This window comes from Devosia riboflavina, assembly GCF_000743575.1.
Lineage (GTDB): Bacteria > Pseudomonadota > Alphaproteobacteria > Rhizobiales > Devosiaceae > Devosia > Devosia riboflavina.
In genome coordinates this window covers 1-15,791 of record NZ_JQGC01000037.1, presented here as the reverse complement: position 1 = coordinate 15,791, position 15,791 = coordinate 1, and the positions used below count along the sequence as shown (strand labels likewise).

Annotated in this window: 17 protein-coding genes and 1 riboswitch; of the genes, 4 read left to right on the top strand and 13 right to left on the bottom strand. The window is 62.4% G+C overall.

The window, feature by feature from the left end:
• The first annotated feature begins 164 nt into the window (after positions 1-164).
• Positions 165-3,038: an EAL domain-containing protein gene (locus tag JP75_RS24090; protein ID WP_035087612.1), complete on the top strand. Its 2,874-nt coding sequence runs from the start codon at positions 165-167 to the stop codon at positions 3,036-3,038.
• 153 nt (positions 3,039-3,191) lie between these two features.
• Here the strand turns inward: JP75_RS24090 and JP75_RS24085 are convergent, their stop codons facing one another.
• On the bottom strand, positions 3,192-3,767 hold the full coding sequence (locus JP75_RS24085) for a YqgE/AlgH family protein (protein WP_051961329.1): 576 nt from the start codon (positions 3,765-3,767) through the stop codon (positions 3,192-3,194).
• Between the two features lie 131 nt (positions 3,768-3,898).
• Between JP75_RS24085 and JP75_RS25640 the strand changes: the two genes are divergently transcribed.
• The 3 genes from JP75_RS25640 to JP75_RS24070 all read left to right on the top strand — a co-directional run bounded on the left by JP75_RS25640 (position 3,899) and on the right by JP75_RS24070 (position 5,919).
• Positions 3,899-4,717 carry a protein-disulfide reductase DsbD domain-containing protein gene (locus tag JP75_RS25640; protein ID WP_051961327.1) on the top strand — a complete coding sequence of 273 codons (819 nt, stop codon included), beginning with the start codon at positions 3,899-3,901 and terminating at the stop codon, positions 4,715-4,717.
• 111 nt (positions 4,718-4,828) lie between these two features.
• The gene (locus JP75_RS24075; RefSeq protein ID WP_035087611.1) at positions 4,829-5,323 is read left to right on the top strand and encodes a peroxiredoxin; all 495 of its coding nucleotides are present in this window, start codon (positions 4,829-4,831) and stop codon (positions 5,321-5,323) included.
• 17 nt (positions 5,324-5,340) lie between these two features.
• On the top strand, positions 5,341-5,919 hold the full coding sequence (locus tag JP75_RS24070) for a hypothetical protein (RefSeq protein WP_035087609.1): 579 nt from the start codon (positions 5,341-5,343) through the stop codon (positions 5,917-5,919).
• A 51-nt stretch (positions 5,920-5,970) separates the two neighbouring features.
• Here JP75_RS24070 and gcvPB read toward each other — a convergent pair whose 3' ends face one another.
• The 12 genes from gcvPB to JP75_RS24010 form a co-directional block, all read right to left on the bottom strand.
• The gene (gene gcvPB / locus JP75_RS24065) at positions 5,971-7,515 is read right to left on the bottom strand and encodes an aminomethyl-transferring glycine dehydrogenase subunit GcvPB (RefSeq protein WP_035087607.1); all 1,545 of its coding nucleotides are present in this window, start codon (positions 7,513-7,515) and stop codon (positions 5,971-5,973) included.
• Positions 7,512-8,855: an aminomethyl-transferring glycine dehydrogenase subunit GcvPA gene (gene gcvPA / locus JP75_RS24060; protein WP_035087606.1), complete on the bottom strand. Its 1,344-nt coding sequence runs from the start codon at positions 8,853-8,855 to the stop codon at positions 7,512-7,514. Before gcvPA ends, gcvPB begins: the two co-directional genes overlap by 4 nt.
• 2 nt (positions 8,856-8,857) lie before the next feature.
• Positions 8,858-9,223 (bottom strand): glycine cleavage system protein GcvH, encoded by a 366-nt coding sequence (gene gcvH, locus JP75_RS24055; protein ID WP_035087604.1) that lies wholly within the window; start codon positions 9,221-9,223, stop codon positions 8,858-8,860.
• A gap of 10 nt (positions 9,224-9,233) precedes the next feature.
• Complete coding sequence (gcvT, locus tag JP75_RS24050; RefSeq protein ID WP_035087602.1) at positions 9,234-10,391, bottom strand: glycine cleavage system aminomethyltransferase GcvT; 1,158 nt, start codon at positions 10,389-10,391, stop codon at positions 9,234-9,236.
• Positions 10,392-10,539: 148 nt separating this feature from the next.
• Positions 10,540-10,630, bottom strand: a riboswitch (glycine riboswitch).
• A gap of 289 nt (positions 10,631-10,919) precedes the next feature.
• Complete coding sequence (locus JP75_RS24045) at positions 10,920-11,402, bottom strand: F0F1 ATP synthase subunit B family protein (protein WP_035087601.1); 483 nt, start codon at positions 11,400-11,402, stop codon at positions 10,920-10,922.
• A 5-nt stretch (positions 11,403-11,407) separates the two neighbouring features.
• Positions 11,408-12,046, bottom strand: coding sequence for a F0F1 ATP synthase subunit B (locus tag JP75_RS24040; protein ID WP_425277305.1), 639 nt, complete (start codon positions 12,044-12,046; stop codon positions 11,408-11,410).
• Positions 12,047-12,141: 95 nt separating this feature from the next.
• Positions 12,142-12,369 (bottom strand): F0F1 ATP synthase subunit C, encoded by a 228-nt coding sequence (locus tag JP75_RS24035; protein ID WP_035087599.1) that lies wholly within the window; start codon positions 12,367-12,369, stop codon positions 12,142-12,144.
• A 64-nt stretch (positions 12,370-12,433) separates the two neighbouring features.
• Positions 12,434-13,207, bottom strand: a complete 774-nt coding sequence (locus JP75_RS24030; protein WP_035087598.1) for a F0F1 ATP synthase subunit A — start codon at positions 13,205-13,207, stop codon at positions 12,434-12,436.
• Positions 13,208-13,228: 21 nt separating this feature from the next.
• Entirely contained in the window at positions 13,229-13,606 is a 378-nt protein-coding gene (locus JP75_RS25635) for an AtpZ/AtpI family protein (protein WP_051961325.1), read from the bottom strand.
• A gap of 235 nt (positions 13,607-13,841) precedes the next feature.
• Positions 13,842-14,183 carry a type II toxin-antitoxin system RelE/ParE family toxin gene (locus JP75_RS24020; protein WP_035087597.1) on the bottom strand — a complete coding sequence of 114 codons (342 nt, stop codon included), beginning with the start codon at positions 14,181-14,183 and terminating at the stop codon, positions 13,842-13,844.
• Complete coding sequence (locus JP75_RS24015; protein WP_035087595.1) at positions 14,183-14,446, bottom strand: CopG family ribbon-helix-helix protein; 264 nt, start codon at positions 14,444-14,446, stop codon at positions 14,183-14,185. Before JP75_RS24015 ends, JP75_RS24020 begins: the two co-directional genes overlap by 1 nt.
• A gap of 53 nt (positions 14,447-14,499) precedes the next feature.
• A partial coding sequence (locus JP75_RS24010; protein ID WP_035087593.1) for a coiled-coil domain-containing protein occupies positions 14,500-15,791 on the bottom strand: 1,292 nt, incomplete at its 5' end.

The following is a 15,791-nucleotide window of genomic DNA, read 5'->3' as shown; positions in this document are numbered from 1 at the left end:
ATTCCACACCGGCCTGCGTCGGCCGACTTGCCGCAAGCGTCAATCTCCCTTACCAAGAGTGCGCCCCTTCGGAGGTTGCCAACGACTTTTGGCTTGTCCGCCTGGCTTTTGAACAGGCTGACTGCCGCCACAATGAAGCCTTGTGTGGGAATTAGCTGCTCTTGATGCGTCCCTTTTTTGCTCTCGCAATCTTGCTTGCGCTCGCTTTTTTGCAGCCCGCCCAGGCGTTCGAAGTCATTTCCGTCCCCGAGGACGTGAATGCGGTCAATCTGTCCGATGTCATCGAGATCGTGCCGGGCACCGATGGCCGCGTGCAACTCTCGACGGCGCCCGACGCCGACGGCATCATCCGCCGCATCGAGGTGTTGGCCAGCGAGCAGGGGACCAATCCTTCCTTTGCGCTCTTTGCCCTGCGCAATGATTCCGACCAGCAGATCGAACGCCTGCTCGTCGCGCCCTTTTACCGCCTGCCGGGCTCCGGCGTGTTCCAGCCCGATCTTGGCGATGCGCGCATTACGGCAGTGACGCCGAGCGCCGGCATCAGGCCGGTCAAGCTGACCGATCCGGAAGCCGACGTTTTTGAAGTGACGCTCGACCCCGGCGCGACGGTGACGCTGATCGCCGAGCTTTCCTCGGGTTCGTTACCCGAACTCTATCTCTGGCAACCCAACGCCTATCGCGACTATGTCAACTCCTTCACGCTCTTCCGCGGCGTGGTTCTGGGTGTGGCTTCGCTGGCGGCGGTGTTCCTCACCATTATGTTCGTGGTGAAGGGCCGCGGGGTGTTTCCCGCGACGGCCGCCTTTGCCTGGGCGGTGCTCGCCTATCTCCTCATCGATTTCGGCATTTTGGGCCGTCTGTTCGGTCTCTCGGCCGGCGGGTTGCAGCCGCTGCGCGCTGCGGCGGAGGCGGGTATAGCCACGACGCTGGCGGGGTTCCTCTTCATCTATTTGAACCTTCATCGCTGGCACCTGCGCTTCATCCATCTGGCGCTGGGGCTTTCGGCGCTGTTCCTCGCGCTCTTCGGCTTTGCATTCTTCCAGCCCGAAATCGCCGCGACCATTTCTCGCCTGGTGTTGGCGTTGCTTGGGCTTTCGGGCTTCTTCCTGATCCTGTTGCTGGCGCTGCGCGGTTATGACCGTGCCGTGCTGCTGGTGCCGACCTGGATCATCTTCATCGCCTGGCTGTTCTATTCCTGGTTGGTGATTTCCGGTCAGGTTTCCAATGACGTGGCCCAGCCAGCCGTCGGCGGCGGCCTTGTGCTCGTCGTCATGCTGCTCGGCTTTACCGCGGTGCAACACGCCTTCTCGGAAGGGCAGGTGACCATCGGCACCCTAAGCGAAGTCGAGCGCCGGGCACTGGCGTTGACTGGCTCGGGCGATTTCGTCTTCGATTGGAATATCGATCGCGACCGCGTCAGCGTTGGCGACGAGCTTTCCACCCGCCTCGGCGAGAAGCGCGGCGCCCTGCGCGGCGCTATCAAGCGCTGGCTCGATCGTGTCCATCCCGACGACCGCGACCGCTTCCGCACGGCCTTCGATACGCTGGTGGAACTGCGCCGGGGCAAGGTTTCGGCCGATATGCGCATTGCCGGCCATGACGGCAATTACCGCACCTTCCGCATGCGCGTGAAACCGGTGCTGGGTGGCGATGGTCAGGTCAATCGTATCGTTGGTACCCTGCAGGACGTTACCGAGGATCGGGCCGCCCGTGAGCGCCTGCTGCACGATGCCGTGCACGATAGCCTGACCGGCCTGCCCAACCGCCAATTGCTGCTCGACCGGCTGAGCCGCGCTTTGGTGCGCGCTCGCCAGCCTGGCGGTGTCAAGCCTGCCGTCTTCCTCATCGACATCGACCGGTTCATGGAGCTCGAAGAGCGCATAGGTCATTCGGCGGCGGATTCGGTGCTGCTCGCCATTTCGCGCCGCATCGCCCGCGTCATGCGACCGCTCGACACCGTGGCGCGCATTTCGGGCGACCAATTCGCCGTGATCCTTGCCTCGGAGCAGACCGCGGGCAAGATCGCCGAAAGTGCGGAGCAGATCCGCAAGGCGCTGAAGGCCCCGTTCAATTTCGGCGACCGTGATCTCACCATTTCCGCTTCCATCGGCGTCACCATCTATGACGGCAATCCGGCTGAAGCCGGCGACGTGCTGCGCGACGCCGAGCTGGCCATGTATTACGCCAAGCGCCTTGGCGGCGACCGCATCGAAGCCTATCGCGCTTCGGCTCGTTCGATTGCCAATTATAATCGTGCCAGCGAGGAAGACCTCGAGCGCGGCATGCGCCAGGGCGAGCTGCATGTGCAATATCAGCCGGTGATGAACATCACTTCGGGCCAGATTGTCGGCGCGGAAGCGCTGATGCGCTGGAACCACCCAACGCGCGGCGTAGTCAATCCCGATGAATTCGTGCCGCTGGCCGAGCGTTCGGGCCAGATCGACAAGCTCGGCCGCCTCGCCTTCGAACAGGCCGCGGCCCAGGCCAAGGACTGGATGACGGCCATCGGCCTGCCCGAGGATTTTTTCATCTCAGTCAATCTCTCGCCCACCCAATTGGCGACCGAAACCCTGCTCAACGACATGCGCAATCTCGTGTCGCAGGACAAGACGCTGGCCGGGCACCTGAAGCTTGAAATCACCGAGGGTCAGGTGATGAGCAATCCCGAGCATTCCGCCTATATGCTCGAAGCCCTGCGCAGCCTCGGGCTTGGCCTGGCGCTCGATGATTTCGGTACCGGCAGCTCGTCGCTGAGCTATCTGCACCGCTTCCCCTTCGACACGATCAAGATTCCCGCCGCCTTCGTGAAGATGGGGACCGAGACCGGCATCCCACACACGCAGACGCCGATCATCCGCGCCATCGTCGGCCTTGCCGAAGATTTGGATCTGATGGTCGTGGCGGAAGGCGTTGAAACGCTCGACGAAATCGAACGCCTGCGCCAGCTCAATTGCCGCTACGCCCAGGGCTTTGCCTTCGGCACGGCAATGACAGGGCCAGAAATGGCGAAGAAAATCCTGGCGCAGCTCGGGCGATAAGCGCTCTTCACCTCTCCCTTGGGGGAGAGGTCGGATTGCGTAGCAAGCCGGGTGAGGGGGCCTTCTCTTGCTATGAGCTTGCCGGAGGCCCCCTCACCCGCCGCTTCGCGTCGACCTCTCCCCCAAGGGAGAGGTGAAGAAAGCAGTGGCCGCCTAAGCGTGCCCGGCGTCCGAACTCAGCGTGGCGCGGGTGATGTGGAGGCTTTCGAGCGCCTTTTCGTAGCGCTGCTCCACCGGCACGTCGAACAGCAGAGCGCGATTGAACGGCACGGTGAGCCAGCCGTTTTCGGCGATCTCGCGCTCGAGCTGGCCGGGGCTCCAGCCGCAGCAGCCAAGCGCAAAGAGCGAGGCCTTGGGCGCGGGGCCGAAGGCCATGGCCTTGAGCACGTCGAGGGTTGCCGTCAGCCCGATTTCCTCGGTGACCTTGTAGGTATTGCCGCTGTGATAGTCCGCCGTATGGAGAACAAAGCCGCGGCTTTTTTCCACCGGTCCCCCGCGCAGCACCGTGCGGTCGCGAATGCGATCGGGCAGACGGATAACGGCATCGGGGTCGCCGAGGTCGAGTTCGTCGAGAATATCGGCAAAGGTGAGATTGGCGAGTTCCTGATTGACCACGAGACCCATGGCGCCTTCGTCGCCATGGCCAACGAGCAGGATGACGCTTTCAGCGAAGCGCTCGTCCTCCATGCCCGGCATGGCCACCAGAAACTGTCCTTCAAGTGTGTTCATGGCTCTGATTTTAGGCCCTGGGGACGACACTGCCAAGCGCTTGCGGGCCGCGAGGTAAACCAGAAGCCATCACGAAGGCCTGAACTGGCGTCAGCTATTCCTTCATCCTCTCCTGCGTTAATGCCTTGCCCATGCGTAATCTTGCCCTCGCCACACTCGCTTCGTTGCTGCTTGTTTCCGCTCCGCTGGCCGGGGAAACGGAATGGCAGGAAGTCGTGCCCGGGGTAAAGCTGCGGCTCGTCAGTTCCGGCCTCGTCAAGCCCGATGGGGCGACCCTCTTCGGCCTCGAAATCGAGATGCCGGACAATACGAAAACCTATTGGCGTGTCCCCGGCGAAACCGGCTTTCCGGCGGAACTGGATTTTTCGGATTCAAGCGGGGTCAAGACGGCCGAAATCGTGTGGCCGCATCCTCAGCTCGATACGAGTTCGGGCTATGTCGACTATGCCTATTTCGGCAATACGCTGCTGCCCATCGCGGTCAGCGCCGATGATCCCGGTGGCAATGTTATGGTTTCGGCCATGCTCGGCATCTGTTCCGACATCTGCCTGCCGGCCCAGGCCAATTTTACCCTGCCGCTGACCGATGCCGAGCCTGATCGGCCGAATGCGCTGCGGATCAAGCAGGCGCTGTCCGAAGCGCCCATCGCCTGGGGCGAGGGCGCAGAACCCATCGGCAAAATAGAATATCGCGCCGCCGACAAGACGCTTGCCGTCTGGCTCGATGACGATACCGTCGATATCTCGACGCTGATCGTGGCCACCGAAACGGGGACGCCGCTCTTCGGTGTGCCGCAAAAAAGCCCGCAAGACGGCCTAGTCCTGCTTCCCATTCTGACGAAAACCGAGAATAGTGACCTCGAAGGCGAGGACGTTCAGGTGTCGTTCATGACCGGTATGGGAGCGTTCGAGCTTTCGCGAACCATCGGTGCTGGTCCGACGAGCAATTAATCCCCGGCAGGCCCTTTGGGCTTGTAACGTGCGGCCAAGCCGCCTATCGCGGGATAGCGTTTTGGAGTATGGCGATCTCAGGTCGCCAATGGGCATGGGGCAAATCCTCTTATGATTGAGCGTGGCAATGCGATCCCTTCGGTTGGGATCAAGCTGGTGAATGCGTCCGGCGTCGCCGAAACCACCAGTGATGCCGTCCTCGGCTCGGGTACTGTGGTGCTGTTCTCCGTTCCGGGCGCCTTTACGCCCACCTGTCACGTCAACCATCTGCCGGGCTTTCTGGCCAATGCCGTCAAGCTCAGGGCCAAGGGTGTCGATCGCATCATCTGCGCTGCCGCCAATGATGCTCACGTCATGAAGGCCTGGGCCGAGGCGTCGAATGCGCTGGGCGATGTCGAATTCATCGCAGATGGCAATGCCGACCTCGCCAAGGCGCTGGGCCTGGCCAAGGATTTTTCCGCCAGCGGCATGGGTACGCGCTATGCGCGCGCTGCCATGATCGTGCGGAACGGCGCGGTGAGCGATATTTTTGTGGAGGACGCCCCCGGCGTCAACGCCAGTGGTGCCCCTGCCATCCTGATGGCGCTAGAAACGGCCCAAGCATGATGAGGCGGGAGAAAACCATGACCAAGCCGAGCTTTACCCGACTCTTTGCAATGGCCGGCCTCAGCGTCGCCCTTGCCGGCTGCTCCATGGGCAGCATGTTCGGCGGCGGAGCGAGCTCCAGCGCCAACCTGCAGAACGCGACGGCGACGCCGCAGGCCGTGGCGCAGGCACAGACCAATGCACTTCCGGCTATCGCCACCGAATGTCCGCCGATCAAGGTGCGCGTCGGCGGCGAGGCCATGTATTATTATGGCGGCGGTCGCACCGGCGACCCGAAGGCGCTGCAATATCAGGGTGTCATTGATGAAGTGACGCGCAATTGCGTCGTCTCGAACGGCCTCATCACCGTCAATATGGGCGCTTCCGGCCGCGTGCTGCTCGGGCCCGCCGGCAACCAGTCTTCGGTCAATGCCCCGATCCGCTTCGCGGTCGAGCGCGATGGCCAGGCCGTGTTCTCGGAAAAATACACCATTCCCGTGGCGCTGACGCCGCCGGCCCAGTCGGCCGAGTTCGTCAAGGTAGTGGAAAATGTCGCCATTCCGTATCTCGGTGGCGAGAGCATCACCATCTGGGTGGGTTTTGATACCCGCGGCTAAGGTTTTGCCGTTCTGGAATTGAAAAGGGCGGCCTCTCGGCCGCCTTTTTTCTTATTCGGCTGTCTGCGGCAGGTCCGCCGGCTTTTCCCACTTCAGCACTGGCTGACGGGCCGCGCGGGTCTCGTCGAGACGGCGGCGGGGGGCCTTGGTCGGGGCCGAGGTGAAGCGGTCCTTGTTGCCGGCGATTGCATCATTGGCGAGTTCGGCCATGACATCGCAGAAGCGATCGAGCGTCTGCTTGCTTTCGCTTTCGGTCGGTTCGATCAGCATGGCGCCATGAACGACCAGCGGGAAATACATGGTCATGGGATGGAAACCCTCGTCGATCAGCGCCTTGGCGAAATCGAGCGTCGAGACGCCTGTTTCCTTGAGGAAGCTGTCGTCGAAGAGCGCTTCGTGCATGGTCGGATAGTCGGGGAAAGGCACCGAGAAGATGTGTTCGAGGCGAGCCTTGATATAGTTCGCGTTCAACACCGCATCCTGTGCGGCCTGGGCGAGACCATCGCCGCCATGGCTGAGCATATAGGTCAGCGCGCGGACATACATGCCCATCTGGCCGTGGAAGGCCGTCACGCGGCCGAGGGCTGCGTCCTCGATATGCTCGACCAGTTCCAGCCCATTGGTGCCCTTGCGGACGAAGGGGACGGGCGCGAAGGGCGCCAGCGCTTCGGAAAGCACGACCGGACCCGCACCCGGACCGCCGCCGCCATGCGGCGTCGAGAAGGTTTTGTGCAGGTTGATGTGCATGGCGTCGATGCCGAGATCGCCCGGACGGACAACACCCATGATGGCGTTGAAATTGGCGCCATCGCAGTAGAAGAAAGCGCCGGCATCGTGCACCGCCTTGGCAATCTCGATGACCTGGGGCTCGAAAAGGCCGCAGGTATTGGGATTGGTCAGCATGATCGCAGCGACGTCGGGCGAGAGAGCGGCCTTGACCGCTTCGACGTCGACGGTGCCGTCATCTTTGGCCGGTACGGGCTTTACCGTGTAGCCGAGGAAGGCAGCCGTTGCCGGATTGGTGCCGTGGGCGCTTTCGGGCACGAGGACGACGGTGCGATGCGCTTCGCCCTTGGCTTCCTGCGCGGCCTTGATGGCCATCATGCCGAGGAGTTCACCATGCGCGCCGGCCTTTGGTGACAGGGCCACGGCAGCGGTATTGGTGAGGGTCATCAGCCAGTGGCTGAGCTGGTTCATCATTTCCAGCGCGCCCTGCACGGTGGAAACCGGCTGCAGCGGGTGGATGTCCGAGAAGCCCGGCAAACGAGCCATTTTCTCGTTGAGGCGCGGATTGTGCTTCATCGTGCAGGAACCGAGCGGATACATGCCGCTGTCGATGGAGTGGTTCATGCGGGAAAGGCGCACATAGTGGCGCATGGCTTCCGGCTCGGTGAGGCCGGCAAGGTCGAGCTTGGTCTTGCGACCGAAACCGCCGAGGCGATCACTGTTGAAAGTGACGTCGGGCAGGTCGACGCCGGAATGCTCGGTGTCGCCGATTTCGAACAGCAGCGGCTCATCGGGGATGAGCGCCGAGCCAGAAGCGCCGGTGCCGACAGTGCCCACGCCGGTGGGGCGGCCTTGCGTATTCATGCTCATGCCAGTTCCTCCGTCAGGGCGGCCGCGAGGGCTGATATATCGGCGTCGGTGGTCAGTTCCGTCGCCGCGAGGATAATGAGATTGTCGACGCTCCGGTCATCGGGCAGCAGGCGGCTGGCGGGAACGCCGGCCAGGATGCCACGGCGAGCAAGGCGCTCGACGAGACCCGCGGCCGGCTGCGGCGTGCGGATGGTCATCTCGTTGAAGAAGGTCTTGTTGAGCACGGTCACGCCGGGAACGCCTTCAAGGGCGTCGGCCAGCTTGACGGCGTTGAAGTGGTTGAGGCGGGCGAGGCGGACAAAACCGGCTTCGCCGAGGAGACCCATATGGATCGAGAAGGCGAGGGCGCAGAGGCCGGAATTGGTGCAGATATTGCTCGTCGCCTTTTCGCGGCGGATATGCTGCTCGCGGGTCGAGAGCGTCAGCACAAAGCCGCGATTGCCATCGGCATCGACGGTTTCGCCGCAAAGACGGCCCGGCATCTGGCGGATGAATTCCTTCCGCGTCGCCATGAGGCCGAGATAGGGGCCGCCGAAATTGAGCGCATTGCCAATCGACTGGCCCTCAGCCACGACGATATCGGCGCCAAGCGCCCCAGGAGCCTCAAGGAGGCCCAAAGAGACGACTTCGGTGACCACGACGATCAGCAGCGCGCCCTGGGCGTGAGCGGCCTCGGCTGCGGATTTGAGATCGCGCAGGTGGCCGTAGAAATCGGGGGTCTGGATGACGATGGCGGCGGTGTTGCCGTCGATCTGCTGGAGAATGTCGCCCTGGCCCTCGGGGGAGGGGGAGAGACAGACGAGATCCGGATCGTCCTTGAGATAGGCTTTTACGACATCGCGATAATGCGGGTGGAGGCCACCGGAGAGGACGATCTTGTTTTTTCGCGTGAGTCGGCGGGCCATCAGGACGGCTTCGGCGGTGCCGGTGGAGCCGTCATAGAGGCTGGCATTGGCGACATCCATGCCCATGATCTTGGCGACTTGGGTCTGGAATTCGAACAGCATCTGCAGGGTGCCCTGCGAGATTTCCGGCTGGTAGGGCGTATAGGCCGTAAGCCATTCGGAACGCTGGATTAAATGGTCGACCGTGGCCGGAACGTGGTGCCGATAGGCGCCGGCGCCGACGAAGAACGGGCCGTCGCCGGCTGCGTGGTTCTTGTTGGCGAGGGCGCGCATGTGGGCTTCGACGAGGAATTCCGGCTGGTGAGCCGGCAGGCCGAGGTCGAAGGATTTCAGGGCCGATTTGGGAACGGCGGAGAACAGCGCGTCGATATCAGCGGCGCCGATGACGCCGAGCATGTCGGCGCGTTCATGGGCAGAATGGGGAAGATAGCGCATGGTCAGAGGGTCAGTTCCGCATAGCCGTCGGCATCGAGGAGGGTGTCGAGTTCGCTTGCATCGGAGATGGCGATCTTGAACATCCAGCCGGCGCCCTCGGAATCCGTGTTAACGAGGCCGGGCTCATTGGTTAGCAGACTGTTAACTTCGACGATGGTTCCGGTTACCGGTGCGTAGATCTCGGAAGCGGCCTTTACCGATTCGACGACGGCAGCTTCGTCACCCTTCTTGAGTGCCTTGCCGACGGCGGGGAGTTCGACGAAGACGATGTCGCCGAGCTGCTCCTGCGCATAGGGCGTGATGCCGACGATGCCGGTCGAACCCTCGACGCGGATATATTCGTGGTCGGGCGTGAATTTCGTGGTCATGGCTGGGGCCTCAGACTGCTTTGCGGAAATAGCGATGGGGTACGAAAGGTGTCGGCACGACTTCGGCGGGCTGTGAGCGGCCGCGGACCGAAACCTGGAGTTTTGTGCCGATGGCGGTGTGCTCGGGCGGCACGAAGCCGAGGGCGATGGCCTTACCGAGCGAGGGGGCAAAGCCGCCGCTGGTGACGGTGCCGATGGCATTGCCGGACGCATCGAGGATTTCGGCGCCTTCACGGGCCGGAGCGCCTTCGACGAGAAGGCCGACGCGCTTGCGGGTCAGTTTGCCGTCGCGCTCGGCGAGGATGCGCTGGGCGCCGGGGAAGTCGGCGGCCTCGCGGCGGCGTTTCGACACGGCAAAACCGAGATCGGCTTCGATGGGGGAGACGGTCTCATCGAGATCGTGGCCATAGAGCGGCAGGCCGGCTTCGAGGCGAAGACTGTCGCGGGCGCCGAGGCCGATGGGTTTTACGCGCGGATCGACCAGCAGTTCGTCCCAGAGGGCGATGGACATGTGGGCGGGGGCGAGAATTTCAAAGCCGTCTTCGCCGGTATAGCCGGAGCGGGAAATCGTCACCGGCGTGCCGTTCCAGTCGAACTCGCCAAACTGCATGAAGCCGAGATCGGCAGCGGGGGGGACGAGGGCAGCCATGACGTTGACGGCTTCCGGGCCCTGAAGGGCGAGGAGGGCATTGTCGTCGGCGCGCTTGAGTGTGGCCTTGTCGCCGGCGGCAGCGGCGATGCGGGCGAAGTCGCCTTCCTTGGTGCCGGCATTGACGACGATGAAGAGTGTGCCCGGCGTCTTGGAGCGTGCGACCATCAGGTCGTCGAGGGCGCCGCCTTTGTCGTTGAGGAGGAGGGTGTAGCGGATCTGGCCGGGTTTCAGGCCGGCGATGTCGCCGCAGATCAGCGGTTCGATAATTGCGGCGATGGCGGCATGGTCGGCTTCGGCATCACCCGAGGGGGTGTTGAGCGTCAGGAAGCTTGGGCCCATGTGGCTGACGTCGAAGAGGCCGGCATTGTCGCGCGTCCACTTGTGTTCGGTCATGATGCCGGTGGGATATTGCACCGGCAGGGCATAGCCACCGAACGGGACGATACGGCCGCCAGCGGTGACGTGGCGCTCGTAAAGCGGGGTGTGCTTGAGGTCTTCTGTCGGCATTTCGGCCATGGGCACTCTCTGGTTCAAGGCGACACGACAAGGCTCCGCCAAACGGCGGGAATGCGTGCCCCCTCTGTCCTTGCCCTGAGAGATTTCCCGGCTGAGCGCCGGTTGCTACCTTCGGGGAGGCTGCAAGCAGCCTGCTTTCCAGAGTTGTGACCTGACTGCGGTCCTTTTGCCTGAGAGTTTCCGGGGCGGTTGCTCCTTCGGCGCTGGCGTTTTCGGCCAGTCTCTCCCGCAGTCCTGGGCACCATGGGGAAAAATTGTGGTGGCGTCAATTCCGCAGAAGGCGTTCTCCCTGCTGCGAATTGATGTCGAGTTCGGTGCGCGACGTACCCCCACCCTCATTCCCTCCCCACAAGGGGGAGGGAGGCGCAAGCCTCAGTCGTCCCGGTTCCGTCGTCTCCCTCCCCCTTGTGGGGAGGGATTAAGGGTGGGGGTAGCGATGTTTGGGTATTGCGGAGTTCGGTAGCCGGGCCAAAACAAAAAGGCGAACCCGAAGGTCCGCCTCTTAATTCAGTCTAGGTGCAAAAGACCTTAGTTCAGGCGGCCTGCGACATCGGCGATGGCCTTGTCGACGACCTGGCCGCCCTTCTTGTTCATTTCGTCGGTGAGGACGAGACGGGCAGCTTCGACGGCGAGGTCGGCCGAGCGGGCGCGAACTTCGCCGATGGCCTGGGCTTCGGCCTGGGCGATCTTGTCTTCCACGGCCTTGGTGCGGCGGGTCACGAGCTCGGCGAGCGAAGCCTGGGCTTCAGCGGCGAGGCGCGTGGCTTCGTCCTGGGCGGCGGCGATGATACCCTGGGCTTCGGCTTCGGCAGCGACGCGCTTCTGTTCGTATTCAACGAGCAGGGCAGCGGCTTCTTCGCGCAGCTTCTTGGCCTGGGCCAGTTCGTCGGCGATCTTCTGGATCTGGCCGTCGAGCATCTTGCCCACAATACGCGGGATGCCGAAGTACAGAGCCATCGCGATGAAGATGACGAGGGCAACGAGGGCGTAGAAGGAATTATCGAGTTCCATTGCGCTTACTCCTTGCTGGCCTTGGCGACGGCAGCACGGACGCTGTCGGCCGACACATCGCCGATGATCTGGCCGACAACGGTCTGGGCCGTTTCGGTGGCGATTTCATCGACATGGGTCAGGGCATCGCGCTTGGTGGCGGCGATGCGGGTTTCGGCTTCCGCCACCTTGGAGCTGAGATCGGCTTCGACGGCACTGCGCTTGGAAGCGAGGTCGGCCTGGATCTTGTCGCGGGTCTCGTTGGCAATGCCCTGGGCCTTGGAGCGGGCGTTCGCCAGGGCCGATTCATAAGCGGCGATGGCGGCGTCGGTCTTCTGGCGGGAGGCATCGGCGGCAGCGAGGTCTGCGTCGACAATGCTCTTGCGATTTTCAAGAATGCTGCCGATGCGCGGCAGGGCAACCTTGCTCATCAGCACATAGAGCGCGCCAAAGGTGATGGCGAGCCAGAGCAACTGGCTGGGGAAGGTCGCGGGGTCGAAGGGCGGGAAAACGCCTGAATCGTGCTCGCCACCATGGGCTTCGGTGGTGGCATGGGTGTCAGCGGTCGGATCGGCATGCGTGTCGGTGGCGCCGTGGGCGGCGTCTTGCGCATGCTCTTCGGCCGGTGCAGCCGCTTCCTGGGCGTAAACTTGCGTTACCATCAGGTGAGGTCCCGTAAAATCCGGTCAACCGGCCGTGGCCGGACAAGAATGCGCAGCCGGGAATAGCCCCGGCTGCGTATAATTCGGTCGCGCCAGAATTAGGCGACGAACAGCAGGATCAGGGCAACCAGGAACGAGAAGATGCCCAGAGCTTCGGTCACGGCGAAGCCGAAGATCAGGTTCGAGAACTGGCTCGGGGCAGCAGACGGGTTGCGCAGGGCGCCCGACAGGAAGTTGCCGAAGATGTTGGCCACGCCGATGGCGGCGCCAGCCATACCGAAACAAGCAATGCCGGCACCGATGAACTTTGCGGCTTCAGCTTCCATTTTTGTAGTCCTTTCAAGCGACTTTAGCGGGGGTTCTGGCGGAACAGCCCGCCGTGACTGGTAGTTAGTGAGACGGGTGGATCGCGTCGTTGAGATACATGCAGGTCAGGACGGCGAAGACATACGCCTGGACTGCACCGACGAGAAATTCGAGGCCAGTAAGAGCAATGGCCATGATCAGCGGCAGCGCCGAACCGAGAATGCCGAGGAAACCCAGCGAACTCATGGTGACGATGAAGCCGGTGAAGACTTTGAGCGTGATGTGACCGGCCAGAATATTGCCGAACAGACGCACAGAGAGCGAAATCGGGCGGCTCATGAAGGAGATGAACTCGATCGGCGCCACGATGGGAAGGATATAGCCCGGTACGCCCGAGGGAACGAAGAGTTTGAGGAACTTCGGACCGTTCTTGACGAAGCCGTAGATGACGACGGTCAGGAAGACCAGCATCGACAGGGCGAAGGTGACGATGATGTGGCTGGTGACGGTGAAGAAATATGGCACCATGCCGAACATGTTGGCCACGAAGATGAAGGTGAAGAGCGAGAACACCAGCGGGAAGAACTTCATGCCCGCAGTGCCCGCGGCACTTTTCACCATATTGGCGACGAACCCGTAGAGCAGCTCGCTGACGAGCTGCGCGCGGCCCGGAACAACGCTTTTCGCCGACGTGGTCAGGATCAGGTACAGCGAGATAACCGCGACCGTCGCCACCATGAACAGCGAAGAGTTGGTAAAGGAGAAATTCAGGCCACTGCCTGCGGTGCCATCACCACCAAGGTGAATGGGGAACATGTCCTGGATGACGAACTGGTGGATCGGATCAGTACCGGCCAAGATAGAGCCCTCTAAACGTCATCATTTTTCTGTTTCGTCTGCCCCGGCCTGTGCGGGCGGGAGAGGCGAAGCGGCGTTCATTTGCGCCACCACACGGGTGACATTGAGTATTCCAGCGGCAAAGCCCACCAAGAACATGATGAGCAAGCCCCAGGGGCTGGTTCCCAGGCCAAGATCGATGAGGTAGCCGAAACCGGTCCCCACCAGAATTGCGGCGATGAACTCGGTACCGATGCGCATGCCGCGCGCCATCCCGCTCATCTGCCCAGGATCGGTCCCCGCGGATCTATTGTCCTCAAGGTGCCGTTCCTGCTTGGCTGAAGCAATACGCGATGCAAGATCGCGCGTCGCCTCGCTGGCATTTTCAGACTGGCCCTGGATTTTGGGCGGTTTTTCCATCCGCTTACTCCCCCTTGGCCTGCCTTTTCCCGGATTTGTCCGGGTGCCTTCTCAGGTCGGGCGCAACATAGTGGTGGCCCCAAATAGTGTCAAGGCGCGTAACGATCTGGTAAGTCTTTGATTTGTTGATGGATTTTTACGAAATCCAAGGGTGCGGCATGCTGTCCACAGCTCAATTGTGGTGGAGTCGTGGCTGGGAAGGGGATTCCCTGGGGGTGGGTTTCATCGTCACACCCTAGTCTGGACCGTCATTCGCCTTCCGGCTGGGCTCTTCATAGTCGAAGTCATCATCGTATTTGAGGGAAGGCGTGTTGACGGAACTGGTGATGCGCTGAACCCAGACTGAGCCCTCGATGATATCATAGTCGAAATGCCAACCGTCGATGATGATCCGCATGGCACCGCGAATGGGAATTCGGCTATCGGATTGGCCGGCATGCGGTTGGTTGGAAAGCAAGCGCTGGGCGCGCTTGATGACGTCCCTGAAGGTCACTATGCCAGCAACGGTCTTGCCAGAGAGATAGGCGATCTGCCGCTCAATGTCCTGCCGAGCCTCCTTCGACAGTTTGACGCGCATCAGGCAGCTTTGCCTTTCCTGATGATCTCGTCGAGTTCGGCGATAACATCGTCCATATCTTCACCTTCGCCTGCCGCGGCTTCTTCCCGCCCGCGGAGCACCGACAGGCAGATGCCGCCTTCCGCGTCATGGGCGAGATAGTGCTTGAGGGCGCGCACGATGACCCAGCTACGGGTGCGCTCGGAGCTTGAAGCGATCTTCTCGATGTCATCGAGGATGTCTTGGGGAAGGCGCAGGGTGATCGGGCCGGACAGGTCTGCCATGGCAAGTCTCCTTTGTATTACATGTAATACAAATGGCCTGCCGGGTCAAAACCTCAGACGACCTCGCGGAAACTTTCGGCAGTTTGCAGGTCGACCGAGACGAGCTGCGAGACGCCGCGTTCGGCCATGGTGACGCCGAAGAGGCGGTCGACGCGGCTCATGGTGATCGGATTGTGGGTGATGACCATGAAACGGGTATTGGTGCGCTGGCGCATGGAGTCGAGGAGATTGCAGAAGCGCTCGACGTTCGCGTCGTCGAGCGGGGCGTCGACTTCGTCGAGCACGCAGATGGGCGCGGGATTGGTGAGGAAGACAGCAAAGATCAGGCTCATGGCGGTGAGCGCCTGTTCGCCGCCGGAGAGGAGGGTCATGGTCTGCGGCTTCTTGCCCGGGGGACGCGCGATGATTTCAAGGCCTGCTTCGAGCGGGTCGTCGCTTTCGACGAAGGTCAGTTCGGCCGTCCCGCCGCCAAAAAGGGTGGTGAAGAGTTCCTGGAAATAGGCGTTCACCTTGCCGAAGGCCTCGGAAAGGCGGGCGCGGCCTTCGCGGTTGAGCGCGGCAATGCCGCCGCGCAGCTTGGCGATGGCTTCGATCAGGTCGTCGCGATCGGCGACCATGGTATCGAGCTTTTCCTGAACCTCTTCGGCTTCCTTTTCGGCCGAGAGATTGACCCCGCCCAAGCGTTCGCGCTCGGATTTGAGGCGCTCGAGTTTTTGCTCGGTGGCGGTTTCTGGCGGCAGGGCTTCTTCGGGGCGGATGCCCGAAACTTCGAGGGTGCGGCTGGCGGGAATGCCGAGGCTTTCTTCGACCTGGCGCTCGATCTGCTGGCGCTGGGCCATGGTGCCTTTCAGGCGCTCTTCGATGCGGGTGAGGTCAATGCGGACTTCGGCAAGGGCGTCGGCCGTTGAGCGCAGGGATTTTTCGTGCTCGCGCCAGGCGGTCTGGGCGGCGTTGAAACGATCGCTCGCTTCCTGGTGGTCGAGCGAGGCGTCTTCGATCTGGTCTTCGAGCTGGGCGCGACGATCGGCAAAGCCTTCGGGGGCGGCGTCGAGCTCGTCGAGCTGGGCTTGCACGGCAGCGGTACGTTGGTCGAGCGTTGCGAGCTGGGCGGCGGCGCTGTCGAAACGACGCTGCCAGGCCGCGCGGTCGCGGGCGAGCTGATCGAGGCGGGACGCGCGCATGCGGGCGGCGCTTTCGAAGGTGCCGAGTTTGAGGCGAGCCTGATCGGCGCGTTCGCGCAGGGATGCGAGGCGCTCGTGCTCTTCTTCGAGGCGTTCAACCAGGTCGTCTTCTTCGCCGGCTTCTTCGAGGATGATGGCGGCTTCTTCGCGGACGGCTTCGGCTT

Bases quoted from the DNA above. Each gene is read 5' to 3' on its own strand.
- JP75_RS24090 (WP_035087612.1), top strand. From the start codon at position 165: ATGCGTCCCTTTTTTGCTCTCGCAATCTTGCTTGCGCTCGCTTTTTTG.
- JP75_RS24085 (WP_051961329.1), bottom strand. From the start codon at position 3,767: ATGAACACACTTGAAGGACAGTTTCTGGTGGCCATGCCGGGCATGGAG.
- JP75_RS25640 (WP_051961327.1), top strand. From the start codon at position 3,899: ATGCGTAATCTTGCCCTCGCCACACTCGCTTCGTTGCTGCTTGTTTCC.
- JP75_RS24075 (WP_035087611.1), top strand. From the start codon at position 4,829: ATGATTGAGCGTGGCAATGCGATCCCTTCGGTTGGGATCAAGCTGGTG.
- JP75_RS24070 (WP_035087609.1), top strand. From the start codon at position 5,341: ATGACCAAGCCGAGCTTTACCCGACTCTTTGCAATGGCCGGCCTCAGC.
- gcvPB (WP_035087607.1), bottom strand. From the start codon at position 7,515: ATGAGCATGAATACGCAAGGCCGCCCCACCGGCGTGGGCACTGTCGGC.
- gcvPA (WP_035087606.1), bottom strand. From the start codon at position 8,855: ATGCGCTATCTTCCCCATTCTGCCCATGAACGCGCCGACATGCTCGGC.
- gcvH (WP_035087604.1), bottom strand. From the start codon at position 9,223: ATGACCACGAAATTCACGCCCGACCACGAATATATCCGCGTCGAGGGT.
- gcvT (WP_035087602.1), bottom strand. From the start codon at position 10,391: ATGGCCGAAATGCCGACAGAAGACCTCAAGCACACCCCGCTTTACGAG.
- JP75_RS24045 (WP_035087601.1), bottom strand. From the start codon at position 11,402: ATGGAACTCGATAATTCCTTCTACGCCCTCGTTGCCCTCGTCATCTTC.
- JP75_RS24035 (WP_035087599.1), bottom strand. From the start codon at position 12,369: ATGGAAGCTGAAGCCGCAAAGTTCATCGGTGCCGGCATTGCTTGTTTC.
- JP75_RS25635 (WP_051961325.1), bottom strand. From the start codon at position 13,606: ATGGAAAAACCGCCCAAAATCCAGGGCCAGTCTGAAAATGCCAGCGAG.
- JP75_RS24020 (WP_035087597.1), bottom strand. From the start codon at position 14,183: ATGCGCGTCAAACTGTCGAAGGAGGCTCGGCAGGACATTGAGCGGCAG.
- JP75_RS24015 (WP_035087595.1), bottom strand. From the start codon at position 14,446: ATGGCAGACCTGTCCGGCCCGATCACCCTGCGCCTTCCCCAAGACATC.